The sequence below is a fragment of the Cellulomonas wangleii genome (assembly GCF_018388445.1).
GTDB lineage: Bacteria > Actinomycetota > Actinomycetes > Actinomycetales > Cellulomonadaceae > Cellulomonas > Cellulomonas wangleii.
This window is the reverse complement of the sequence record NZ_CP074405.1, coordinates 1,801,822-1,825,902: the sequence shown is the minus strand read 5'-3', so window position 1 is coordinate 1,825,902 and position 24,081 is coordinate 1,801,822. Positions and strand designations below refer to the sequence as shown.

The 24,081-nt window shown below is 72.0% G+C and carries 16 protein-coding genes and 3 rRNA genes; 3 read left to right on the top strand and 16 right to left on the bottom strand.

What is annotated here, in order from left to right:
* Positions 1-17: 17 nt before the first annotated feature.
* The gene (locus KG103_RS08395; protein WP_207342113.1) at positions 18-650 is read right to left on the bottom strand and encodes a hypothetical protein; all 633 of its coding nucleotides are present in this window, start codon (positions 648-650) and stop codon (positions 18-20) included.
* Positions 651-835: 185 nt separating this feature from the next.
* Here KG103_RS08395 and KG103_RS08390 point away from each other — a divergent pair, with 185 nt between their 5' ends.
* The 3 genes from KG103_RS08390 (at position 836) to KG103_RS08380 (ending at position 3,655) form a co-directional block, all read left to right on the top strand.
* On the top strand, positions 836-1,771 hold the full coding sequence (locus KG103_RS08390) for an ABC transporter ATP-binding protein (RefSeq protein WP_207342114.1): 936 nt from the start codon (positions 836-838) through the stop codon (positions 1,769-1,771).
* Positions 1,768-2,556 carry an ABC transporter permease gene (locus KG103_RS08385; protein WP_207342115.1) on the top strand — a complete coding sequence of 263 codons (789 nt, stop codon included), beginning with the start codon at positions 1,768-1,770 and terminating at the stop codon, positions 2,554-2,556. Before KG103_RS08390 ends, KG103_RS08385 begins: the two co-directional genes overlap by 4 nt.
* A gap of 100 nt (positions 2,557-2,656) precedes the next feature.
* Complete coding sequence (locus KG103_RS08380) at positions 2,657-3,655, top strand: COX15/CtaA family protein (protein ID WP_249670858.1); 999 nt, start codon at positions 2,657-2,659, stop codon at positions 3,653-3,655.
* Positions 3,656-3,744: 89 nt separating this feature from the next.
* Here KG103_RS08380 and KG103_RS08375 read toward each other — a convergent pair whose 3' ends face one another.
* The 15 genes from KG103_RS08375 to KG103_RS08305 form a co-directional block, all read right to left on the bottom strand.
* Entirely contained in the window at positions 3,745-4,353 is a 609-nt protein-coding gene (locus KG103_RS08375) for an NUDIX domain-containing protein (protein WP_207342116.1), read from the bottom strand.
* Positions 4,350-6,014: a CTP synthase gene (locus tag KG103_RS08370; RefSeq protein ID WP_278186619.1), complete on the bottom strand. Its 1,665-nt coding sequence runs from the start codon at positions 6,012-6,014 to the stop codon at positions 4,350-4,352. Before KG103_RS08370 ends, KG103_RS08375 begins: the two co-directional genes overlap by 4 nt.
* A gap of 72 nt (positions 6,015-6,086) precedes the next feature.
* Positions 6,087-7,778 (bottom strand): murein biosynthesis integral membrane protein MurJ, encoded by a 1,692-nt coding sequence (gene murJ, locus KG103_RS08365; protein ID WP_207342117.1) that lies wholly within the window; start codon positions 7,776-7,778, stop codon positions 6,087-6,089.
* On the bottom strand, positions 7,775-8,650 hold the full coding sequence (locus KG103_RS08360) for a hypothetical protein (protein WP_207342118.1): 876 nt from the start codon (positions 8,648-8,650) through the stop codon (positions 7,775-7,777). Before KG103_RS08360 ends, murJ begins: the two co-directional genes overlap by 4 nt.
* On the bottom strand, positions 8,647-9,696 hold the full coding sequence (locus KG103_RS08355) for a copper transporter (protein ID WP_207342119.1): 1,050 nt from the start codon (positions 9,694-9,696) through the stop codon (positions 8,647-8,649). The genes KG103_RS08360 and KG103_RS08355 overlap by 4 nt, the downstream gene beginning before the upstream one ends.
* Positions 9,697-9,793: 97 nt before the next feature.
* Positions 9,794-10,981: a putative cytokinetic ring protein SteA gene (gene steA / locus KG103_RS08350; RefSeq protein WP_207342120.1), complete on the bottom strand. Its 1,188-nt coding sequence runs from the start codon at positions 10,979-10,981 to the stop codon at positions 9,794-9,796.
* 6 nt (positions 10,982-10,987) lie between these two features.
* On the bottom strand, positions 10,988-12,724 hold the full coding sequence (recN, locus tag KG103_RS08345; RefSeq protein WP_207342121.1) for a DNA repair protein RecN: 1,737 nt from the start codon (positions 12,722-12,724) through the stop codon (positions 10,988-10,990).
* Complete coding sequence (locus tag KG103_RS08340) at positions 12,721-13,593, bottom strand: NAD kinase (RefSeq protein ID WP_207342122.1); 873 nt, start codon at positions 13,591-13,593, stop codon at positions 12,721-12,723. Before KG103_RS08340 ends, recN begins: the two co-directional genes overlap by 4 nt.
* Positions 13,590-14,483, bottom strand: coding sequence for a TlyA family RNA methyltransferase (locus tag KG103_RS08335; RefSeq protein WP_207342123.1), 894 nt, complete (start codon positions 14,481-14,483; stop codon positions 13,590-13,592). Before KG103_RS08335 ends, KG103_RS08340 begins: the two co-directional genes overlap by 4 nt.
* Positions 14,480-14,662, bottom strand: a complete 183-nt coding sequence (locus KG103_RS08330; RefSeq protein WP_207342148.1) for a hypothetical protein — start codon at positions 14,660-14,662, stop codon at positions 14,480-14,482. Before KG103_RS08330 ends, KG103_RS08335 begins: the two co-directional genes overlap by 4 nt.
* A 154-nt stretch (positions 14,663-14,816) precedes the next feature.
* Positions 14,817-15,830, bottom strand: a complete 1,014-nt coding sequence (locus tag KG103_RS08325; RefSeq protein WP_207342124.1) for an HAD-IIA family hydrolase — start codon at positions 15,828-15,830, stop codon at positions 14,817-14,819.
* Positions 15,827-16,789 (bottom strand): hypothetical protein, encoded by a 963-nt coding sequence (locus KG103_RS08320; protein WP_249670889.1) that lies wholly within the window; start codon positions 16,787-16,789, stop codon positions 15,827-15,829. The genes KG103_RS08325 and KG103_RS08320 overlap by 4 nt, the downstream gene beginning before the upstream one ends.
* Positions 16,790-18,454: 1,665 nt before the next feature.
* A 5S ribosomal RNA gene (gene rrf, locus KG103_RS08315) occupies positions 18,455-18,571 on the bottom strand.
* A gap of 77 nt (positions 18,572-18,648) precedes the next feature.
* A 23S ribosomal RNA gene (locus KG103_RS08310) occupies positions 18,649-21,754 on the bottom strand.
* Between the two features lie 415 nt (positions 21,755-22,169).
* Positions 22,170-23,689 (bottom strand): 16S ribosomal RNA (locus tag KG103_RS08305).
* The 16S, 23S and 5S rRNA genes sit together here, the layout of an rRNA operon.
* Positions 23,690-24,081: the final 392 nt, after the last annotated feature.

Below are 24,081 nucleotides of genomic sequence, written 5' to 3'. Positions count from 1 at the left end.
GCCGTCACGGTGCGGCGCTAGACGGTGGCGCGCGCCCGAGCCGCCGGGCCCGTGCCGCCGCGCCCGGCACCCGGGTCCCCGGTCGCGCGGGCGGACGCCGCCGCGAGCGCGATCCTGCTCGCCCCCACCTGGTCGTCGGGGGCGCCGTCCCGCGTGCGGCGCTCGAGCGCGGAGGAGAACAGGTGCACCGCCTCGGAGTACCGACCGGTGCCGTAGCGCACGCGACCCTGCCCCTGGTCGGCGAACGCCAGCACCGCCGAGCAGTCCCGGCGCGCGTCCTCGTCGACGCCCGGGACCACGGCAGCCGCCTGCGCGGCACGGCGCACGGCGTCGACCACGGCGTCGGCCGCGTCGAGCAGCCCTCGCCGGTGCAGCACCTGCGCGAGCCGCAGCAGAGGCCGCCACGCCGCCGCCGGGACGGGCTCGGCGACCGCGAGGTCGGCGAGCCGCACCGGTCCCCCGTGACGCGCCACGTCCGACCACGCGAGCCGCTCCGCGGCCGCCAGGGCGCCGAGGATCCGCAACCAGACGACCCGTTCGGCGTCACCCGGCGGGCCCTGCCGCTCGAGCCGCTCCACGTGCTCCCACGTCGCCCCGACGTCCTGGGGAACCTCCCACAGGGTCGCCGTGTCGATGCGGTACGTGACCACGGGCAGCTCCTTCGGCCGTCACGCGAGGCGGGGACGCACGGGACGATCCGGGCAGATCGACCCGGCGCCCACCGTAGGGGGCGACGGACCGCGCCCGCACGGCCCGTCCACCACCAGGACACCGCCGTCGGTCGCGCACCGCCCGGCACCTGGGCGAGGCCCGCGAGCGCCTAGACTCGCGCTCCGTGCACCGCTCCCCTGCCGTCGAGGTCCACGGCCTCGTGAAGAGGTACGACGGACGCGCCGTCGTCGACGGCCTCGACCTGACGGCCGACGCCGGCCGCGTCACCGCGGTGCTGGGTCCCAACGGCGCCGGGAAGACCACCACGGTCGAGTGCTGCGAGGGCCTGCGGTCCCCGGACGCCGGGACCGTGCGCGTCCTCGGCCTCGACCCCGTCGCGGACGCCGCGGCCCTGCGACCGGCCGTCGGGGTGATGCTGCAGGACGGTGGGCTGCCGACCGGTGTGCGGGCGCAGGAGATGCTCGAGCACGTCGCGCGCATGTACGCCCGGCCGCTCGACACGGGCCAGCTCGCGGAGCGCCTCGGCCTCGGCGCGTTCGCGCGCACCACCGTGCGCCGCCTGTCCGGGGGGCAGCGCCAACGGCTCGCGCTGGCCGTCGCGGTCGTCGGGCGGCCCCGTGTGGTGTTCCTCGACGAGCCGAGCGCGGGCATGGACCCGCAGTCGCGGCTGGCCGTGTGGGAGCTCGTGCGCGAGCTGCGCGACGGCGGGGCCGCCGTCATCCTCACGACGCACCTCATGGAGGAGGCCGAGGACGTCGCCGACCAGGTCGCCGTCGTCGACCACGGGACGGTGATCGCCCGCGGCACCGTGCCGCAGCTGCTCGCCATGGGCGTCGACCGCGACGGAGCGGCGACGCTCGTCGTGCACACCGACGGCGACGTCGACCCCGCCGGGCTCGCGGAGCGGCTCGGCGACCGGTTCACCGTGGAGCGCCGCTCCGGCACGTCGCTGGCCGTGACCGGCGCGGTCGCGCCCGGCACGGTGGCCGCCACCACCGGGTGGCTCGCCGAGCAGGACGTGCTGGTGACGCACCTGGACCTGGGTCGCCGCACCCTCGAGGACGTCTTCCTCGACCTCACCGGACGGAGCCTGCGATGAGCGTGCCCGACGCCCCTGCGGCACCTCGTCCCGACGGACCCGCCGCGGCACCGCCCGCGCGGCGCGTGCTCGCGCAGGCCGCGTTCGAGGCGCGCATGATCCTGCGCAACGGCGAGCAGGTGCTGGTCGCGGTGGTCATCCCCGTCCTCGCCCTCGTCGGCCTCGTCCAGGCGTCGTTCGTCGCGCTGGACACCGGCGGCACGAGCCGGATCGACTTCCTCACCCCCGGCGTCCTCGCGCTGGCCGTCATGACGGCGTCCTTCACCTCGCAGGCGATCGCCACGGCGTTCGACCGCCGCAACGGCGTCCTGCGCCTCATGGCGACGACCCCCCTGGGGCGCGGAGGGCTGCTCGCGGGCAAGGTGCTCGGCGTGCTCGCGGTCGAGGCCGTGCAGGTCGTGCTCATCGGAGCCGCCGCCGTCGCGCTCGGGTGGCGTCCGGACGCGACGGGCGTCCTGCTCGCGCTCGTCGGCGTCGTGCTGGGGACCGCAGCCTTCACCGCGCTCGCGCTGCTGGTCGCGGGGACCCTGCGGGCCGAGGCGGTGCTCGCGCTGGCCAACCTGCTGCTGCTCGTGCTCGCGCTGGGCGGCGGCGTCATCGTGCCCGCGGACCGCCTGCCCGGGCCGCTGGCGACGCTCGCCGCGTGGCTGCCGTCCGGGGCCCTGGGCGACGTGCTGCGCGGTGCGCTGGTCGACGGTGCGCTGCCGCTCGTCCCGGTGCTCGTGCTGGCCGGGTGGACCGCCCTGCTCGGCGCCCTGGCAGCGCGGCTCTTCCGCTGGCACTGAGCCGACCGGCGGCGCTGACCGGCACGATGAGACGTACGCCGCACGGCCCGGCCGCGCCGGGCGCCCCGCCGGGCCGCGACCGCCGCCTACCCTGGACCACGTGACCGGCACGATGCCCTCCCCCGACTCGACGTCCCAGCGCGAGCACGAGCGCCCGCCCGGGTCGCCCCGGCGGGTCGTCGCCCTCCTCGACCGCCTGCGGCCGGGCTGGACGCAGCGCGCGGTCGTCGCCAACCTCGTGGCGCAGATCGGCATCGTCGTGACCGGTGGGGCCGTCCGGCTGACCGGATCGGGCCTCGGGTGCTCGACGTGGCCGTACTGCGAGCCCGGCCGGTTCACGCCCGAGCTCCACGCCGAGATGACCATCCACCCGCTCATCGAGTTCGGGAACCGCACGCTGACGGGTGTGCTCCTCGTGGTGGCACTGGCCGTGGCCCTCCTCGCGGGCCTGGACCGCACGCGGTCGCTGTCCTACCGCCGGCTGGCCTGGGCGCCGTTCGCCGGCGTGGTCGTCCAGGCGGGCGTCGGCGGCATCACGGTGCTCGTCGACCTGCACCCCGCGATCGTGGGCTCGCACTTCCTCATCTCCGCCGCGCTCATCGCCGTCTCCGCATGGCTGCTGGTCCGGCGGCGCGAGGGCGACGGGCCGGTCGTCCCGGTCGTCGACGAGCGCGTCCGCACCCTGGCCCGCGGCCTGGCTGTCCTCGGGGCCGTCGTGGTGGCGCTGGGCGTCGTCGTGACGGGGGCCGGGCCGCACTCCGGGGACGAGGAGGTCGGGTACCGGTTCGCCGTCGACCCGTACGCCGTGGCGCGGGTCCACGCGCTGTCCGTGTGGGCGTTCGTCGTGACCCTCGCCGTGATCCTGGTGCTGCTCGCCCGCGCCCGCCGCGTCGCGGACGCCGGGTCGGGCGGTCCGGCCCGCGCCCTGCGCTCGGGCCTGGTCCTGATGGCCGTCACGCTCGCCCAGGGGCTCGTCGGGTACGTGCAGCTGTTCACCGGGCTGCCGATCGCCCTGGTCAACCTGCACATGCTCGGCGCCGGCGTCCTGATCGCCGCGATCGCGTCCTTCCTCGGGACGCTGCGCCGCCGCGAGGCCTGACGCGGGACGTGCCGGGGACGGCACGTGCACCGACGTGACGAGGGGCGGGGCCCGACCGGGCCCCGCCCCTCGCGGGCCTCACGGTCACGTCAGGCGGGCGTCACCTCGGTGAGACCCGACCAGCCGGCACCGCGCGCGGCCACGGCCGCGAGGACGCCGACGACCGTGGTCGGGCAGTGCAGCCGGCCGGCCATCACCCCGGCGACGACGTCGTCCAGCGGCACCCAGACGGGCACGATGTCGGCCTCCTCCTCGCCGCGCACGTAGCGCTCGGCCTCGGGCACGGGCGACAGGTCCCGCGCGAGGAAGATCGTGATGCGCTCGTCGGACCCACCGGGCGAGGTGAAGTACTCCGCGAGCCGCCACCACCGGCCGGCCACGAGGTCCGCCTCCTCGGCGAGCTCGCGGGCGGCCGCCGTGACGAGGTCCTCGTTCTCGACGTCCAGCAGACCGGCGGGCGGCTCCCACAGCACGTGGCGCACCGGGTGCCGGTACTGGGAGAGCAGCAGCACGCGGTCCTCGTCGTCGAGCGCGATCACCGCGACGGCGCCGGGGTGGTCGACGTACTCGCGCACGACGTCACCGTCGTCGAGCCGCACCGTGTCGGACACCACGTCCCACACCCGTCCGTCGTGCAGCAGGCGGTGCTCGACGACGTCCCGCTCGCGCGGGACGTCGACGAGCGCCTCGTCGCTCACGCGGTCGTCCGCGCCGCGAGCGCCGCGCCGACGAGACCCGCGAACAGCGGGTGCGCACGCGTGGGACGCGACTTGAACTCCGGGTGCGCCTGCGTCGCGACGTAGTACGGGTGCTCCTCGCGCGGCAGCTCGACGAACTCCACGAGCGAGCGGTCGGGCGAGACGCCGGAGATCACCAGGCCGGCGGCCTCGAGCTTGTCGCGGTACGCGTTGTTCACCTCGTACCGGTGCCGGTGCCGCTCCGAGACGCGCTCGCTGCCGTACACCTCGGCGACGACCGAGCCGGGCAGGAGCGCGGCGTCGTAGGCGCCCAGGCGCATCGTGCCGCCGAGGTCGCCCTCGCCGCCGACGATCGTCAGCTGCTCCTCCATCGTGGCGATGACGGGGTGCGGCGAGTCCGGGTCGAACTCGGAGGACGACGCCCCCTCGAGCCCGGCGACGTTGCGCGCGTACTCGATGACCATGCACTGCAGCCCCAGGCACAGGCCCAGCGTGGGGACCTTGCGCTCCCGCGCCCAGCGCAGCGCGCCGAGCTTGCCCTCGATGCCGCGCACGCCGAAGCCGCCGGGCACGAGCACGGCGTCCACGCCGCCGAGCGCCTCCCGGGCGCCCTCCGGGGTGCGGCAGTCGTCGGACGGCACCCACCGGATCGTGACGCGTGCGTCGTGGTGGAACCCGCCGGCGCGCAGCGCCTCGGTCACCGAGAGGTACGCGTCGGGCAGGTCGATGTACTTGCCGACCAGCGCGATCTCGACCTGGTGCGCAGGGGCGTGGACCCGGCTGAGCAGCGCGTCCCAGCCGCTCCACTCGACGTCGCGGAACGGCAGGCCGAGCCGCTGGACGACGTACGCGTCGAGGCCCTCGGCGTGCAGAACGCGCGGGATGTCGTAGATGCTCGGCGCGTCCTTGGCGATCGCGACGCTGTCCACGTCGACGTCGCAGAACAGCGCGATCTTGCGCTTGATCGACTCCGGCACCTCGCGGTCCGCACGCAGCACGATCGCGTCCGGCTGGATGCCGATGCTGCGCAGCGCCGCCACGGAGTGCTGCGTGGGCTTGGTCTTCAGCTCCCCGGACGGGCCGATGTACGGCAGCAGGGACACGTGCAGGAAGAACACGTTGTCGCGTCCGAGGTCGTGGCGCACCTGGCGTGCCGCCTCGAGGAACGGCTGCGACTCGATGTCGCCGACGGTGCCGCCGATCTCGGTGATGATCACGTCGACGTCCTCGGACGCCTGCGAGCGCATCCGCCCCTTGATCTCGTCCGTGATGTGCGGGATCACCTGCACGGTGTCGCCGAGGTACTCGCCGCGGCGCTCCTTGGCGATGACGTCGGAGTACACCTGCCCGGTCGTGACGTTCGCCGAGCCGACCAGGTCGACGTCGAGGAACCGCTCGTAGTGGCCCACGTCCAGGTCGGTCTCGGCACCGTCCTCGGTGACGAAGACCTCACCGTGCTGGAACGGGTTCATCGTCCCGGGGTCCACGTTGATGTACGGGTCGAGCTTCTGCATCGTGACGCGCAGGCCGCGCGAACGGAGAAGTCGACCGAGGCTGCTGGCCGTCAGGCCCTTGCCCAGAGAGGAGGCCACGCCCCCCGTGACGAAGATGTGCCGGGTCAGGGAGTCCGACCGCCCGGAGAGTCGATGCGCGCGTTCCATCACGGGCTTCCACCCTACCGGACCCGGCGCCCGACCGGGACGCGGCGACACCCGAACGTGGCGCGCCGTGCGTCACGTCGGGGTCGGACCGGTCCGTCCGGACGGTGCCGGGTCGCCGGACGTCGCGTCCGGCACCGGCGTGCGCTCGACGCGGAGCACACCGGTCAGCGTGCCGCGGTCCAGCAGCGCGACCGCCCCGACCACGGCCGTGACGGCCACGACCGCGCCCCCGCCGGCGGCCGCGGTCGCACTGAGCGCGCCGTCGCCCACCAGGTCCAGCACGGTGGTCGCGACACCTCGGCCCGCGACCGCACCGAGCACGCCGGCACCCAGCGCGACGACCGCCGTACGCCCCAGACCGGCGAGCGCTGCACCTCCCGCGGCGTGTCGCAGAGCGAGGACCGCCGCGACGCCGCCGAGCGCCATGCCGAGCGCCGTCGCGAGCCCGATGGACCGGAGGACGGCCGTCGGGTCCTGCGGGTCCCCCAGCACGACGAGCAGCGGTACGGCGACGGCGACGGCGCCCCACCCGACGACGTTCGTGAGGATCGCCGCGCGCGGCCGCTCCACGGCGTAGAGCGTGCGGGACACGTGGAACATCACCGCGAGCCCGACGACCCCCGCCGGCATCCACGTGAGCAGGATGCCCATGGCCTCGGCCAGCCCGGCACCCTCGCCCGTCGCGAGGTCCGCGAAGACCCGGGCCACGCCGCTGCCGCCCGCGACCACGGCCGCGCCGCCCAGCGCCCCCACGGTCAGCACCGCGCGCGTCGTGACGGCCGACGTCGCGGCGAACCGAGCGCGGTCCCCCGTCGCGGCGTGCGCCGCCACGCGCGGGAACGTCGACGTCGCGAGGGGCACGACCAGGACCGCGTACGGCAGCAGGTACACCTGCTGGGCGTAGACGACCGCGGAGAACCCGCGCCCGTCGTGCGGCAGCAGCTCGTTGGCGACGTACCAGATGACGAGGACCGAGAGCTGCTGGGCGGCGACCGACCCGACACCGGCGAGCGCGAGCGCCCGGAACCGGGGGCCCGCGTCGTCCGGGAACCGCAGCGTGGGACGCATCCGCACGCCGAGGCGGCGCACCGGCAGCAGCACCGGCAGCAGCATCGCGAGGACGCCCGCCGTCGTGCCCCACGCGAGCAGGTCGATGGCGCCCGGCACGAGCGCCGTCGGGTCGGACGTCTCGCCGTCCGCGAGCGCGCCGTACACCAGGAAGGTCGCGATCAGGACGAGGGAGTTCAGCACCGGGGCGAACGCCGGCCAGAAGAACCGGCGGTGCGCCTGCAGCACGCCGTACAGCAGCACGGTGAGCCCGTACACGGGGACCTGCACCGAGAACACCAGCACGAAGTACCGCACGGTCGCCGCCAGCACGGGGTCGTCCCTGCTCGCGACCGCCGCCACGACGCCGCTCAGCGCCGCGAGAAGGATGCCGAGCGGGACCAGGACGAGCAGGACCCACCCGAGCGCCGCGGACACGAGGCGGTCGATCTGCGCGCGGTCGGCGCGTGCCACGGGCGCGGCCAGCAGCGGCACGACGGCGCCCGCGAGGGCCCCACCGGCCGCGACCTCGAAGAGCACGTTGGGCAGGAGGTTGGCCGCGTTGTACGCGTCGGCGATCGCCTCGTGCCCGACGGTGCCGTTGAGGACGAGCGTGCGCACGAGCCCGAGCACGCGGCTGACGACCGTGACGACCGCGATCATCGCCGCCGCGCCGAGCAGCCCCTGGACAGCACGACGCAGGCCCGCGCGGGTCATGGCGTGGTGCCCACGCCCGCCCGGGGCGCGGCGGGGCGCCGCCCCCACGCGTCGATCTCGCGCAGCACCGGCGTGCGCTCGATGACGCGGGTGAAGCTGACCCGCTCGCTGACGAGCGTCAGGCCGACGACGCCGACGAGCGCCGCGAGCCGCACGGGGCGCGGCGCACCGAGCACCAGCGCCGTGCCCAGCGCCGCGCCCAGGGCGTTCGCCCCGGAGTCGCCGAGCATGTCCGTCTCGGCGAGGTCGGCCTCGACGGCGGTCGAGGCCGCACCGAGCACCGCGCACGCCGCCACGCCGCCGCCGGTGCCGACGAGCGGCGCCGCGGCCAGGGAGACGGCCTTCAGAGCCCGCCCCGGGCGCAGGTCGAGCAGGTTGACGAGGTTGGCGGTGCCGGCCACCAGCGCCGCCGACGCGAGGGTGTCCACCACGCGGCCGACGGGACGACCGGCGGGGCCGCCGGCGGGCGGGGCGAGCGTGGCCGCCGCGAGGGCGCACGCCCCGATGCCGAGCACCTTCAGCCCTCCCGTGGTCAGCTGCCCGCGGGCGAGGGCGCCGAGGTGCCCCCGGAGGCCCTTGGCACGCGTCCCGGGGTCCTCGCGCAGGTCGTCGACCAGGCCGAAGGCACCGGCGCCCACGACGGCCGTCGCGGTCGCGGCGGTCGCCCGCAGACCGCCCGCACCGACCAGCACGCCCGCGAGGACGCCGGCGACCACCGCCGGGCCCTCCAGCAGGCTGACGGGCTCACCGCGGTGGTTGGTGCGCGTCCACGTCGTGGCGCCGCCCGGCGGCTGCCAGTCCAGCGCACCACGCGCCGCGGCCGTGACCGCGGCGGCGACGAGCGCGGCTGCGGGACGGCCCGCGCGGCTCATCCCTCACCGCCGGCCTGGTCCGGCACCTCGCTCTGCGCCGCGGCGTCGTCCGCCTCCGGCACCACGGGTGTGCGGTCCACGGGTGTGAGCTGGACGGCCGGCGGCAGCGTCTGGAGCCCGTCCCCGTAGCCGTAGTGGCCGGGCTGGTCGGCGATCGCGGCGGCGAGCGCGAGCGGCACCACGACCTGCCCGCTGACGGTCGCGACGTCGGCGACGGTGGTCACGGTGTCGGCGAGGGCGTCGTCACCACGCACCGCGGCGACCAGGTCGTCGCCGTCCGTCCCGGTCCCCGCGACGACGGCCCCCTCGGAGAGCCGCTGCGCCGCGGCCGCCAGCGCGAGCTGGGCGTCGAAGGTGACGGGCGTCGGCGCGGCCGTCGCGTCGCCGTCCGCGGGCTCGACCGGCGTGCCGGCGACGACCACCACGGCATCCGCCGGACGGGTCACGTCCTGGGCGTACGACACCAGGGGACGGTCACCCGCCGCGAGCACGTCGAGCAGGGACGACGCGTTCTCCGACAGCGCGTCGGGCGCGGCGGAGTCGGCACCGACGAGCCCCGAGACGAGCGCCTCGGCGAGCTCGGCGTCCGCACCGGCGTCGGCCGCCGGCGGCTGGTCGAGGTAGGACATGACCGTGCCCGCCAGGGTCCGGCGGTACGTCGCCATCGCGGGATCGGTCCACGCGGCGTCCACCGTCACCGTCGCCGAGATCTCGGCACCGGCCTGCGTGAACCGCTCGACGAGCGCCGCGACCTCGTCCTCGGGGACGTCGTCGACGAGCACCAGCGCGACACGGCGGTCGGTCAGGGCACCCGCGAGCAGGCGCTCGCCGGAGGCGGAGGCGAACGCGTCCGCGGCGGCCAGCTCACCGCCGGTGCGGTCCAGCTCGGATCGCAGGCTCTCCTTCTCGGCGCGCAGCCCTTCGACCTGGCCCGTCAGGGTGTCGCCGATGGTCTCCTTCAGCGGGCCTGCGCCGAGGGCGATGCCGACGGCGAGCGCAAGGAACACGGAGATGAGGGAGACGATGTGGTACCGGAAGTCGATCACGGGGTGTGCTCTCGATCGGGTGCGCGACGGATCGCGGCGGGACGTACGAACGGGACGCCGCGCAGGCCGGGGGCGGCGGCACGGCGGGCGGGGGCGGTCACGGCGATCCGCCGAGCAGCGAGCCGACCCACGACAGCAGGTCGTCGACGCGCGCGCCGACCAGGCCGATCAGGGTCTGCCCGGCAGCGGTGGACGCGAGGGCCACACCGAGGGCCAGCAGCCCGGCCAGCACGAGCAGCGTGAGCTGCAGGTTGGAGATGCGGTGCTGGTAGAGCTGGGAGACGCCCTTGGCGTCGACGAGCTTGCCGCCGACGCGCAGCCGGGTGAGGAACGTGCTGGCCATGCCGGAGCGCCCCTTGTCGAGGAACTCCACGAGGGTGGCGTGCGTGCCGACCGCGACGATGAGCTCGGCGCCCTTGTCGTCGGCCAGCAGCATCGCGACGTCCTCGCTGGTGCCCGTCGCCGGGAACACCACGTACGGCACGCCGAGCTCCTCGACGCGGGCGATGCCGGGCGCGCGACCGTCACGGTAGGCGTGCACGACGATCTCGGCGCCGCACCGCAGCGCCCGGTCGGACACCGAGTCCATGTCACCGACGATCATGTCGGGACGCCAGCCGGCGTCGAGGATCGCGTCCGCGCCGCCGTCCACACCGATGAGCACCGGCCGGTACTCACGGATGTACGGACGCAGCGTGACCAGGTCCTCCTTGTAGTGGTACCCCCGCACGACGATGAGGACCTGACGACCCTCGATGCGCGTGTCGATATCGGGCACCCCGACGCCGTCGAGCAGGAGCTCACGCTCGCGGCGCAGGTAGTCCATCGTGTTGGCCGCGAAGGACTCCAGCTGCACCGAGAGCCCCTCGCGCGCCTCGGCCATCGCCGCGGCGACGCTCTGCGCGGTCTGGGCGACGCCCTCGGCGACGAGCGTGTCACCGTCGTGGACGGCACCGTCGACGACCCGCAGCACGCGGCCCTCGGCGATCGCCATGACGTCGGGCCCGAGGTCGTCGATCAGCGGGATGCCCGCCTCGACGAGGATCTCGGGTCCGAGGTTGGGGTAGCGGCCGGACGTCGACCTCGCCGCGTTGAGGACGGCGGCGGGCTGGCACGCCACGAGCGCCTCGGCGGACACGCGGTCCAGGTCGAGGTGGTCGATCACGGCGATGTCGCCGGGCTTGAGCCGCTTGGTCAGCGCCTTGGTGCGGGGGTCGACACGAGCCGGGCCGACGACCTCGGCATCATCGGTCGCGGGCGTGCGGCGGCGAAGGGAGACTCTCATCGAGGATCATCGTCCCACGGACTGGGCCAACAGCTCCGCCGCGTGCGCGCGTGCCGTGACCGAGTCGTCCTGCCCGGAGAGCATCCGGGCCAGCTCGCGCACCCGTTCCTCGCCGTCCACCTCGCGCACGTCGGACTCCGTCACCACGTCCACGCCGTCCGCCAAGGACTTGGAGACCACCAGGTGGCGGTCGGCGAAGGCGGCGACCTGCGCCAGGTGGGTGACGACGAGCACCTGCGTGCCGTGCGCGAGCCGCGCGAGCCGCTCCCCCACCTGCGTCGCGGCGCGACCGCCGACACCGGCGTCCACCTCGTCGAACACGAACGTCCCGGGCGTGGCCGCCCCGGAGCCCTCCGCGGTCGCGAGCGCGACCTCGAGGGCGAGCATGACGCGCGAGAGCTCACCGCCCGACGCCCCCTTGCCGAGCGGCCGCGCCGGGGCACCCGCGTGCGGGACGAGCAGCATCTCGACGTGGTCGGCACCGTGCGGGCCGGGCTCGTCTGCCGGGCGCACGACGACCTCGAGGTGCGCACCACCCATGGCCAGGCTCGCCAGCTCCTCGGTGACCGCCTGCGCGAGCCGCAGGGCGGCCTGGGCGCGGGTGGCGGTGATCGTCGCGGCCAGCTCACGCAGCCGGTCGTCGAGCGCGTCCCGCTGCTCCGTGAGCTCGGCGACGCGCTCCTGCCCGCCGTCGAGGTCGAGCAGCCGCTGCGAGGCGTCCTGCGCCCACGCGAGCACGGCGGCGACGTCCTCGCCGTAGCTGCGGGTCAGGCCGGTCAGCTCCGCACGCCTGCGCTGCACGGCGTCGAGCCGCGCCGGGTCGGCCTGCAGGTCCTGGACGTACGCCGAGAGCTCGGCGGCGAGGTCGGCCAGCAGGTAGCCCGCCTCGGCGGCGCGGGTCGCCAGGTCGGCCAGCGCCCGGTCGTGGTGCCCGGCGTGCTCGAGGGAGCGCCGCGCCTCCTCGACCAGCACGACGGCCGCCGCGCCGACGTCCGCCGCGTCCTCGTCCCCCACGAGTGCGGCGTGCGCGCCGGCGGCCGCGGCGCGCAGGTCCTCGGCGTTGCCGAGCCGCTCGGCCTCGGCGGCCAGCTCGAGGTCCTCCCCCGGCTGCGGCGCGACGCGCTCGACCTCGGCCAGGCCCAGGCGCAGCAGCTCGGCCTCGCGAGCACGCTCCTGGGCGTGCGCGACCCGGTCGTCGAGCTCCGCCTGCACACGCACCCGCTGCGCCCATGTCGCGGCGTGCCGCGCGAGCACCTCGGCGTGCGCCGGCCCGGCGAACGCGTCGAGGGCGGCGCGCTGCCGGGCGGCAGAGCGCAAACGCATCTGGTCCGCCTGGCCGTGGACCGTCACGAGCTCCTCGGCGATCTCCGCCAGGACGCCCTGCGGGACGGACCGCCCGCCGAGGTGGGCCCGGGAACGTCCCGGAGACCCGGGGGTACCCGCGCTGACGGTGCGCAGCACGACCAGCGACCCGTCGTCGTCCACCTCCGCGCCGGCCTCCCGGGCGCGCTCGAGCGCGGGCGACCCCGCGGGCAGCAGGACGCGCCCCTCCACGGCCGCGCCCGTGGCACCGGTCCGCACGGTCGCGGGGTCGGCGCGCCCGCCGAGGAGGAGTCCGAGCGCGGTGAGCACCATCGTCTTGCCGGCGCCGGTCTCACCGGTGAGCACCGTCAGCCCGGGGCCGAGCCGCACGTGCGCGCGACCGATGACACCCAGGTCCTCGATCCGGATCTCGTCGATCACGAAGCACCGTCCTCGTCACTGCTGCGGGCGCCCCGCCAACCCACGACCGGCAGGTCGAACTTCTGCACGAGCCGCGTCGTGAACGGCGCGGGGTAGAGCCGTGCGAACCGCACGGGCACGTCGCTCACGCTGACCTCCATGCGGGTCCCCCGCGCGACGGGCAGCTGCCGCCGGCCGTCGCAGGTGACCACCGCCGTGGACGGGGACCGCTCGATGACCTCGACCGCCAGCACGCTGCTCGGGCCCATGACCAGCGGCCGGGCGAAGAGCGTGTGCGCCGCCAGCGGCACCATGACCGTCCCGCGCACGTCCGGCCAGACCACCGGGCCCCCGGCCGAGAACGCGTGCGCGGTGGAGCCGGTCGCGGACGCCGCGATGAGCCCGTCGCAGCCGAACGACGACAGCGGGCGGCCGTCGACCTCGATGACCACCTCGATCATCCGTGCGGGGTCCGTCTTCTCCAGCGCCGCCTCGTTCAGGGCCCAGGCGGTCCGCACCGTGCCGTCGGCGTCGACCAGGCGCACGTCCAGGGTGACGCGCTCCTCGACCGCGTAGTCACCGTCGGCCAGGCGCTGCACGGCGGTCGCCACGTCCGCCGGCTCGATCTCGGCCAGGAAGCCCACGTGCCCGAGGTTGACGCCGAGCAGGGGCACGTCCGTGCCGCGCGTGAGCTCGGCGGCCCGCAGGATCGTGCCGTCCCCTCCGAGCACGACCGCGAGCTCGAACGGCGGCAGCTCGTCGGCGGTCGTGTGCTGGGACGCGGTGACCGGTTCGACGTCCGCGTCGCGCAGGGCGCGCAGCACGGCCTCGGTGGCGTCCAGCGCCTCGGGCCGACCGCTGTGCCGGACGACGAGCGCGCGCCGGGTCACCGGGCACCTCCCGTGCCCGGTGACCGCTGCCCCGCGCCGACCTGGAGCGTGTCCCGGTCCAGCGCGGTGTCCACGGCCGTGGCCACCGCCGCCGTCACCGCCGACCAGGACGCACCGGCGCCGGCCGCACCCGGGCCCTGCGCCCAGAGCACGAACTCGACGTTCCCGTGGGTACCGGGCAGCGTGCTCGGGCGCACGTCGCGCACCACCGCACCGGACGCGACGACCCGCTCGCAGACGGTCGTCACGGCCTGCGCCCACAGGCGGGGGTCACGCACCACGCCGTCGGCGCCGAGCCGGTCGCGGCCCACCTCGAACTGCGGCTTGACGAGCAGAACCAGGTCGGCCGCGTCCTCGGCCACCGCGAGCAGCGGGTCGATCACGAGCGTCAGCGAGATGAAGGAGAGGTCGGCGACCACGAGGCCCGGTGCCGGGACGACGTCACCGGCTCGCAGGTCCCGGACGTTGACGTGCTCACGGACCTCGACCCGCGGGTCGTCGCGCAGCCGCGGCACCAGCTGCCCGTGCCCGACGTCGACCGCGACGACGTGCGCCGCACCGCGGCGCAGCAGCACGTCGGTGAAGCCGCCGGTGCTGGCACCGGCGTCGAGGCAGTGCCTGCCGGCGACGACCGGACCCGCGGCGCCGTACCCGTCGAGGGCGTCGGCGAGCTTGTGCGCCGCCCGCGAGGCGTACCCGGGATCGGAGGGGTCGGTCTCGACGTGGACGTCCTGGCCGTCGTCGACGCTCGTCGCACCGCGGCGCACGGCGGCACCGTCGACCCGCACGCGGCCGGCCGCGAGCAGCTGTGCGGCGTGACCGCGCGAGCGCGCGAGCCCTCGCCGGACGAGCTCGCTGTCGAGCCGTGCCCTGGTCATGGTCGTCGTCATCCCTCGGCGTCCGCCAACCGGTCCTGGAGCGCCGTGTGCACGTCCTCGAAGGTGGTGAGCTGGACACGCAGGTCCTGCTCCTCGACGCCGGCGAGCCGGGTCAGGGCCTCGTCGACCGCGGGGTCGCCGGAGGTCGGCACCGCCCCCGGCACCGTCGGGTCCTGCACGGGCTCGCTCACGTCACGTCTCCTCTCGACCACCACGGACGCCGTCCGCGGTCGGGCCGCCGTCACCCCGGGCTCGCCGCCGGCACCGGCCGGTCGCGCGCTCGCCCACGGTACCCGGCGGTCGCCGCCGCGGGGCGGTCGCCCACAGGTCGGCGCGGCGCCCCGATCAGCGCAGGAGCTCGGGCACCGACGCCGGGTCGGGGCCCGCGCCGCTGTCCGCGGCGTCCCAGGCGGCCGCGCACGCGGCACGCACCAGGTCCACCGGGTCGTCGGGCAGCCCGTCGACCTGGAGGACGGCGTCCACGACACGCGCGGCCGCACCCCGGCACACCCACCACCCGCCGTCGACCACGGGCTCGGGGTGCGGCGTGAGCAGCGCCCGCAGGTCCGCGGCCACGTAGTGCGGCCGTTCGCCCGGCGCGGCGAGCACCGCGTCGCGCGCGGTGCTCACACCCGTGAGCACGTGCAGCCCCGGCATGTCCCCCGCCCGCGCACCGGCCAGGTCGGTGTCGAGCCGGTCACCCACGACCAGCGGCCTGCTCGCACCGGCACGGGCGACGGCCAGGCGGTACATGGTCGGCGACGGCTTGCCCGCGCTAGACGGCTCCACCCCGGTCGCGGCCCGCACGGCACCGACCAGCGCACCGTTGCCGGGCGCGAACCCGCGTGCCGTCGGCAGGCTCAGGTCGAGGTTCGACGCCACGTGCCAGGCGCCGCGCTGGACGGCGTACGCGGCCTCGGCGAGCTGGGCCCAGCCCACGTCCGCGGCGTAGCCCTGGACCACCGCGACGGGCTCGTCGTCCGCGGACGCGACGATGCGGTAGCCCTTCGCCGCCACCGCGGTGTGCAGCCCTGCCCCGCCGACCACGAGCACCCGCTCGCCGGCGGGCACCCGCGTCGCGAGGAGCTCGGCGGCCGCCTGCGCCGCGGTCATGACCTCGTCGGGCCGCGTCGGGATGTCGAGCCCCGTCAGCTGCTCGGCGACCGCCTCCGGCTCGCGTGACGCGTTGTTCGTCACGAACACCAGCCGCATGCCCGCAGCGCGCGCACCCGCCAGCCCCTCGGACGCACCGTCGATGGGGTGGTGCCCCCGGTACGCGACGCCGTCCAGGTCCACGAGCGCCAGGTCGTACCGCTCGGCGAGCGGCACGTCGCAGCCGAGCAGGCCGCGCGCGGTCACCGCGACTCCTGCGCCGACGCGTCGTCCGCACCGTCCACGACGTCGGTCGGGGCGTCGGTCCCCGGCGCGGTGGGCTCGTCGGTCGACGGCTCAGGCACGACCTCGCCCGCCCCGACGCCCTCGAGGAGGACGTCTTCGTCGGGGAGGTCATCGTCGGCGACGTCCTCGTCGGGGACGTCGTCGTCGGACACGTCGTCGTCGGGGACGTCGTCGTCGGACACGTCGTCGTCGGACACGTCCTGCGTCGGCCCACCCGGGGCGAGCTCCTGCTCCTCGGCGGGCTCGTCCGCCAGGTCGTAGACCACGACGTCCTCGTGCTCCGTGACGTTGCCGGCGGCCTCGTCGAGGACCTCCTGCGGGTACGCCGCCAGCTCGGCGGCGGCGTCGTCCGCGCGACCCGCGGCCTCGAGCGCCGCGGCGCGTGCCTGTGCGACGCGGGCGGCGAGGAGCCCCCGCGCCGCGCGGACCAGGGGTCCGGACAGGGCCGCGACGGCGGCCTCGGCCTGACCGAGGTCGAGACGCGCCCCGCTGACGACCATCGCCATCTCGATCTGCGTGTCCGCCGGGAGCGTCTGCGCCTCGGGCTCCTGCGAGAGCGTGATCGCCCGCTCCGGGCGGCCCAGTCCCCGCTCGCAGTCCGCCATGACGGCCAGGTGCTCGGACGAGCCGTTGAGCCGTCGCACCGTGCGCAGCTCTCGCAGCGCCTCGGCGTACCGGCCGGTGCGGTAGGCCGCGAGCCCGGCGGCCTCGCGCACGACGTCGACCCGCCCGGCACGGCGCACCGCGGCCTGTGCGTGCTCGTACGCCGCCTCGGGGTCCTCGTCGATCAGCCGTCCCACCATGACCAGATGGCGGCCCACGCGCTCGGCGTTCTCCTTGCTCAGCGTGCGCAGCGGCCCCCGCACGTCGCGGTCGAGCATCGAGAAGGTCACGTCCTCGGGGATCACCGGGTCCGGCACCCGGGCCTCCCGCTCGTCGGGCGTCGGACGGGCGGCGGAACGGTCTCCGAATCGGGCGCCGCCACTCGTCGCCGGCCGCTCGTCCCTCCCGTACGGACGGCCGCCGCCTGCGGGACGACCTGTGCGGTCGCCAAAGGACGGCCGGTCGGACCGCTCAGCCGACGACGGACCACGGCCACGGTCACCGAAGGCAGGACGAGCGGGGCGCTCACCCGAGGACCCGCCACGGTCACGGTCACCGAACGCCGGACGACCCGAGCGCTCCCCGAACGACGGCCGGTCGGACCGCTCGCCTGACGACGGACGACGGTCACGGTCACCGAACGCCGGACGACCGGGGCGCTCGGAGGAGGGACCGCGGTCACGGTCACCGAAGGCCGGGCGGTCGGAGGACGGACGACGGTCACGGTCACCGAACGCCGGACGCGCCGTCCCGCCCCCCGAGGACGGACCACGGCCACGGTCACCGAAGGCGGGCCGACCGGTGCGCTCACCCGACGAGGGCCGACGGTCACGGTCACCGAACGCGGGTCGACCCGTGCGGTCACCGGACGCCGGGCGGTCGGACCGCTGCTCACCCGAGAAGGGTCGACGGTCACGGTCACGGGACACGGGGCGCTCACCGCGACCGCCCGAGAACGGGCGCCGGTCGCGGTCGCCGGAGGAGGGCCGACCGCTCCACTCCCCCGAGGCCGGGCGACCCGGACGCTCACCGGCCGACGGACGACGGTCACGGTCGCGGTCACCGAACGCGGGACGGCCCGGACGGTCCGTGCCACCGCCGAAGCGGTCACGGTCACCGAACGAGCGGCCACCGGTGGGCCGCCCGGATGCCGCGGAACCACCGGACCTGCCGCCCGCGGGCCGGGGCCCGCCACGGAACGAGCTGTCCCCGTCGCGACCACCACGCGGGCCGCCACCCGACGGACCGCCACTACGCGGCGGACGGGCCTCGCTGCGGTCGGAGCTCTCCCACGGACGCCCGCCACTGCTCGGGCGGCCGAACGAGCCACCGCCGCGCGCGGGCCGACCCGCACCGGCACCCACGCCTCGGCGGTCGCCGCGGTCCCCCGTCCCGCCCCAGGCAGGACGGGTGCCGTCACGCTCGCCACCTCCCGGCCGCGATCCCCACGTGTCGCCGTCGGGGCGGGATCCCGCCGGACGCCCCTGCCGAGGGCCGCGCACGCCGGACCCGCCGGCCGCGGTCGGGCGCGGGCCACCGGTCCGCGGTCGCTCCGACCAGCCGCCCTGCGCCTGACCGCCGGGGCGCTGCGCGCCTGTGCGCGGACCACCGCTGGACGGCCGCGCTCCCCGCGCGTCCGAGGACGGGCGCCCGGCACGGTCCTGCCCGGATCGGGGGCTCTCCCCACCCGGGCGACCGCCGGCGTAGCCTCCGGCCCGGCCGCCGTGCTGCGGTCCGTTCCTGCGGGGTCGGTCCTGGCCACCGGGGCCGGTGGGGGCGTCGCTGTTCATCTGTACTCCTCGATCGATCGTCTGACCCCATCGTCCCACCACGGGAGGCCCACGGGCACACGACGGACCTTCCGGTCGCGCGGGTGCGCGGAGAGTCTTCTCACGTCGTGCCCGACCTGGGCACGGGGGTGGTGGGCGGGGGAACGACGAAAGGCCCACCCCTGACAGGGGTGGGCCTTTCGTTGAATGATTGTCCGGCGGCGTCCTACTCTCCCACACCCTGGCGGGTGCAGTACCATCGGCGCTGAAGGGCTTAGCTTCCGGGTTCGGAATGGGACCGGGCGTTTCCCCTTCGCTATGACCGCCGTAACCCTGTCGAGATGTCAACGGGAATGAACCGTTGGTTTCTCGGGAACCGCACAGTGGACGCGTAGCAATGAATGAAGTTAGTCAAGTTGTCGGCTTATTAGTACCGGTCAGCTGCGGCAGTCGTTAGTCCTGCCTTCCACATCCGGCCTATCTACCCAGTGGTCTAGCTGGGAGCCTCTCACCCCGTAGGGCATGGAAACCTCATCTTGAAGCAGGCTTCCCGCTTAGATGCTTTCAGCGGTTATCCCTTCCGAACGTAGCCAACCAGCCGTGCTCCTGGCGGAACAACTGGCACACCAGAGGTTCGTCCGTCCCGGTCCTCTCGTACTAGGGACAGCCCTTCTCAAGTTTCCTGCGCGCGCAGCGGATAGGGACCGAACTGTCTCACGACGTTCTAAACCCAGCTCGCGTACCGCTTTAATGGGCGAACAGCCCAACCCTTGGGACCTACTCCAGCCCCAGGATGCGACGAGCCGACATCGAGGTGCCAAACCATGCCGTCGATATGGACTCTTGGGCAAGATCAGCCTGTTATCCCCGGGGTACCTTTTATCCGTTGAGCGACGGCGCTTCCACAAGCCACCGCCGGATCACTAGTTCCGACTTTCGTCCCTGCTCGACCTGTCAGTCTCACAGTCAAGCTCCCTTGTGCACTTGCACTCGCCACCTGATTGCCAACCAGGCTGAGGGAACCTTTGAGCGCCTCCGTTACATTTTAGGAGGCAACCGCCCCAGTTAAACTACCCACCAGGCACTGTCCCTGATCCGGATCACGGACCGAGGTTAGATATCCAGAGCGACCAGAGTGGTATTTCAACGTTGACTCCACCGACACTGGCGTGCCGGCTTCACAGTCTCCCACCTATCCTACACAAGCACCGAACACCAATACCAAGCTATAGTAAAGGTCCCGGGGTCTTTCCGTCCTGCTGCGCGTAACGAGCATCTTTACTCGTAGTGCAATTTCGCCGAGTTCGCGGTTGAGACAGCGGAGAAGTCGTTACGCCATTCGTGCAGGTCGGAACTTACCCGACAAGGAATTTCGCTACCTTAGGATGGTTATAGTTACCACCGCCGTTTACTGGGGCTTAAATTCTGAGCTTCGCACTTGCGTGCTGACCCGTCCTCTTAACCTTCCAGCACCGGGCAGGCGTCAGTCCGTATACATCGTCTTGCGACTTCGCACGGACCTGTGTTTTTAGTAAACAGTCGCTTCTCCCTGGTCTCTGCGGCCCTCCACGCTTCCCCGGGCATGCCGGTTCACGCTTGAGGCCCCCCTTCTCCCGAAGTTACGGGGGCATTTTGCCGAGTTCCTTAACCACGATTCTCTCGATCGCCTTGGTATTCTCTACCTGACCACCTGAGTCGGTTTGGGGTACGGGCGGCTAGAACCTCGCGTCGAGGCTTTTCTTGGCAGCATAGGATCACCCATTTCCCGCATACGCGGTACCCGTCGGCTCTCAGGCTTCACGAGGTGCGGATTTGCCTACACCTCACCCTACGACCTTGGACGTGGACTACCATCGCCACGCTGGGCTACCTTCCTGCGTCACCCCTGTTAATACGCTTACCTACTACCGGTTCGGGTCCCGTGCTCCCCTGCCCCGGTGTCCCGAAGGACGATGAGGCAGGCTCGGACGGTTAGCATCACCGGGCTCGGTATGGGCGGTTCTTCGCCGGTACGGGAATATCAACCCGTTGTCCATCGACTACGCCTGTCGGCCTCGCCTTAGGTCCCGACTTACCCAGGGCGGATTAGCCTGGCCCTGGAACCCTTGGTCATTCGGCGGACGGGTTTCTCACCCGTCTTTCGCTACTCATGCCTGCATTCTCACTCGTGCCGGCTCCACCGCTGGGTCACCCCGCGGCTTCACTGCCGGCACGACGCTCCCCTACCCATCCACACGACTGAACCACGAAGGCTTGTCTCATGTGTGAATGCCACAGCTTCGGCGGTGTGCTTGAGCCCCGCTACATTGTCGGCGCGGAATCACTTGACCAGTGAGCTATTACGCACTCTTTCAAGGGTGGCTGCTTCTAAGCCAACCTCCTGGTTGTCTGTGCAACTCCACATCCTTTCCCACTTAGCACACGCTTTGGGGCCTTAGCTGGTGGTCTGGGCTGTTTCCCTCTCGACTACGGAGCTTATCCCCCGCAGTCTCACTGCCACGCTCTGGCTTACCGGCATTCGGAGTTTGGCTAACGTCAGTAACCTTGTGGGGCCCATCGGCTATCCAGTAGCTCTACCTCCGGCAAGAAACGCGTGACGCTGCACCTAAATGCATTTCGGGGAGAACCAGCTATCACGAAGTTTGATTGGCCTTTCACCCCTAACCACAGGTCATCCCCCAGGTTTTCAACCCTGGTGGGTTCGGGCCTCCACGCGGTCTTACCCGCGCTTCACCCTGCCCATGGCTAGATCACTTCGCTTCGGGTCTAGAGCACGCGACTACGGTCGCCCTATTCGGACTCGCTTTCGCTACGGCTTCCCCACACGGGTTAACCTCGCCACGTACCACTAACTCGCAGGCTCATTCTTCAAAAGGCACGCCGTCACCCCTGCTAGGGAGGCTCCGACGGATTGTATGCACACGGTTTCAGGTACTATTTCACTCCCCTCCCGGGGTACTTTTCACCTTTCCCTCACGGTACTTGTCCGCTATCGGTCACCAGGTAGTATTTAGGCTTACACAGTGGTCTGTGCAGATTCACTCCGGGTTTCTCGGGCCCGGAGCTACTTGGGATCCCCTTCGGGAGGCACGCCATTTCGTCTACGGGGGTAACACCCTCTGTGCCGGGCCTTTCAAGACCCTTCGACTATAACGCGGCTTTCTGACTCCCTGCCCGGGCGGCAGCCCGGACTGAAAGGTCCCACAACCCCGAACGCGCAACGCCTGCCGGCTATCACACGCGCTCGGTTTGGCCTGATCCGCTTTCGCTCGCCACTACTCACGGAATATCTCTTCCTGCCGGTACTGAGATGTTTCACTTCCCGGCGTTCCCTCCACACACCCTATATATTCAGGTGCGGGTCACACGACATGACTCGTGCGGGGTTTCCCCATTCGGACATCCTCGGATCACGGTTCGTTTGCCAACTCCCCGAGGCTTATCGCAGGCTACTACGTCCTTCTTCGGCTCCTGGTGCCAAGGCATCCACCCTGTGCACTTATAAACTTGACCACAAAGATCATTCAAAGATGCTCGCGTCCACTGTGCAGTTCTCAAGCAACCACCGGCCACCGCAAGACACCCCGGCGCCTACCGCACCCAACCAGCACCCACCCCCGAAGGGACGAGCACCACCCGAGCCGGCGGTTCGACCGGACCTCACGGTCCCGACCAAGGCAACACCCACCACGTGGCTGTTCCCTCAGGACCCAACAGCGTGCCAAGCCGACCCGCGACGAACCGGTGAGCTCTTCGTTCCCTCCCCACAGACAAGCTGCAGGCGTACTAGAAAGCCACCGACCCAACGAGCCGGCCAGTAGTCGATGTTCCACCCGTGAGCACCACCCCGGCCGCATTCGGACCGAGCGTGGGCCTGGACACCACCACCACCCCATGACAGGACGACGTGATGCCAGATGCTCCTTAGAAAGGAGGTGATCCAGCCGCACCTTCCGGTACGGCTACCTTGTTACGACTTAGTCCTAATCGCCAGTCCCACCTTCGACGACTCCCCCCAAAAGGTTGGGCCATCGGCTTCGGGTGTTACCGACTTTCATGACTTGACGGGCGGTGTGTACAAGGCCCGGGAACGTATTCACCGCAGCGTTGCTGATCTGCGATTACTAGCGACTCCGACTTCATGGGGTCGAGTTGCAGACCCCAATCCGAACTGAGACCGGCTTTTTGGGATTCGCTCCACCTCGCGGTATCGCAGCCCTTTGTACCGGCCATTGTAGCATGCGTGAAGCCCAAGACATAAGGGGCATGATGATTTGACGTCATCCCCACCTTCCTCCGAGTTGACCCCGGCAGTCTCCCATGAGTCCCCGGCATAACCCGCTGGCAACATGGGACGAGGGTTGCGCTCGTTGCGGGACTTAACCCAACATCTCACGACACGAGCTGACGACAACCATGCACCACCTGTACACCGACCTTGCGGGGCGCACATCTCTGCACGTTTCCGGTGTATGTCAAGCCTTGGTAAGGTTCTTCGCGTTGCATCGAATTAATCCGCATGCTCCGCCGCTTGTGCGGGCCCCCGTCAATTTCTTTGAGTTTTAGCCTTGCGGCCGTACTCCCCAGGCGGGGCACTTAATGCGTTTGCTGCGGCACGGAATCCGTGGAATGGACCCCACACCTAGTGCCCAACGTTTACGGCATGGACTACCAGGGTATCTAATCCTGTTCGCTCCCCATGCTTTCGCTCCTCAGCGTCAGTTGCGGCCCAGTGACCTGCCTTCGCCATCGGTGTTCCTCCTGATATCTGCGCATTCCACCGCTACACCAGGAATTCCAGTCACCCCTACCGCACTCTAGTCTGCCCGTACCCACTGCAAGCCCCAGGTTGAGCCTGAGGTTTTCACAGCAGACGCGACAAACCGCCTACGAGCTCTTTACGCCCAATAATTCCGGACAACGCTTGCGCCCTACGTATTACCGCGGCTGCTGGCACGTAGTTAGCCGGCGCTTCTTCTGCAGGTACCGTCACTTTCGCTTCTTCCCTGCTGAAAGCGGTTTACAACCCGAAGGCCGTCATCCCGCACGCGGCGTCGCTGCATCAGGCTTTCGCCCATTGTGCAATATTCCCCACTGCTGCCTCCCGTAGGAGTCTGGGCCGTGTCTCAGTCCCAGTGTGGCCGGTCGCCCTCTCAGGCCGGCTACCCGTCGTCGCCTTGGTAGGCCATTACCCCACCAACAAGCTGATAGGCCGCGAGCCCATCCCCCACCGATAAATCTTTCCAGACGCTACAGATGCCCGTGCGTCTCGTATCCGGTATTAGACCTCGTTTCCAAGGCTTATCCCAGAGTGAAGGGTAGGTTGCTCACGTGTTACTCACCCGTTCGCCACTGATCCGGTCAGCAAGCTGACCTTCACCGTTCGACTTGCATGTGTTAAGCACGCCGCCAGCGTTCGTCCTGAGCCAGAATCAAACTCTCCGTGAATGTCAAACAGCCACCCACCGACCGAAACCGGCGAGCAACAGACACACAAAGAACCCCCCAAAAGAGGGGCATCAACTGGCATCATCCCTGACCAGACCCACGGGGTGGACCCAGCCAGGATCGACACCACAAACATGGCATCGACTACTTGGCACACTGTTGAGTTCTCAAGGAACAGACGCGCATCCTCGTCAACGCTTTCGCGCTTTCGCAGGAGGCTTTGTTCGATCTTCAATCTACCAGGCGTTCTCCGCGCCCCTGACCACCGTGGTGATCCAGGCCCTGGCGAACGCCGCCGCACGACTCTACCCGACGCGCTGAGCGCCGAGAACCACCATGCGGGAGATGCCCAGCTCCTGCGGGGACCGACCACCGAACGACTGCTCGGTGTC

Coding starts and splice junctions, on each gene's coding strand:
- KG103_RS08385 (WP_207342115.1), top strand. CDS start 1,768: ATGAGCGTGCCCGACGCCCCTGCGGCACCTCGTCCCGACGGACCCGCC.
- KG103_RS08370 (WP_278186619.1), bottom strand. CDS start 6,014: ATGGAACGCGCGCATCGACTCTCCGGGCGGTCGGACTCCCTGACCCGG.
- murJ (WP_207342117.1), bottom strand. CDS start 7,778: ATGACCCGCGCGGGCCTGCGTCGTGCTGTCCAGGGGCTGCTCGGCGCG.
- KG103_RS08360 (WP_207342118.1), bottom strand. CDS start 8,650: ATGAGCCGCGCGGGCCGTCCCGCAGCCGCGCTCGTCGCCGCCGCGGTC.
- steA (WP_207342120.1), bottom strand. CDS start 10,981: ATGAGAGTCTCCCTTCGCCGCCGCACGCCCGCGACCGATGATGCCGAG.
- KG103_RS08335 (WP_207342123.1), bottom strand. CDS start 14,483: ATGACGACGACCATGACCAGGGCACGGCTCGACAGCGAGCTCGTCCGG.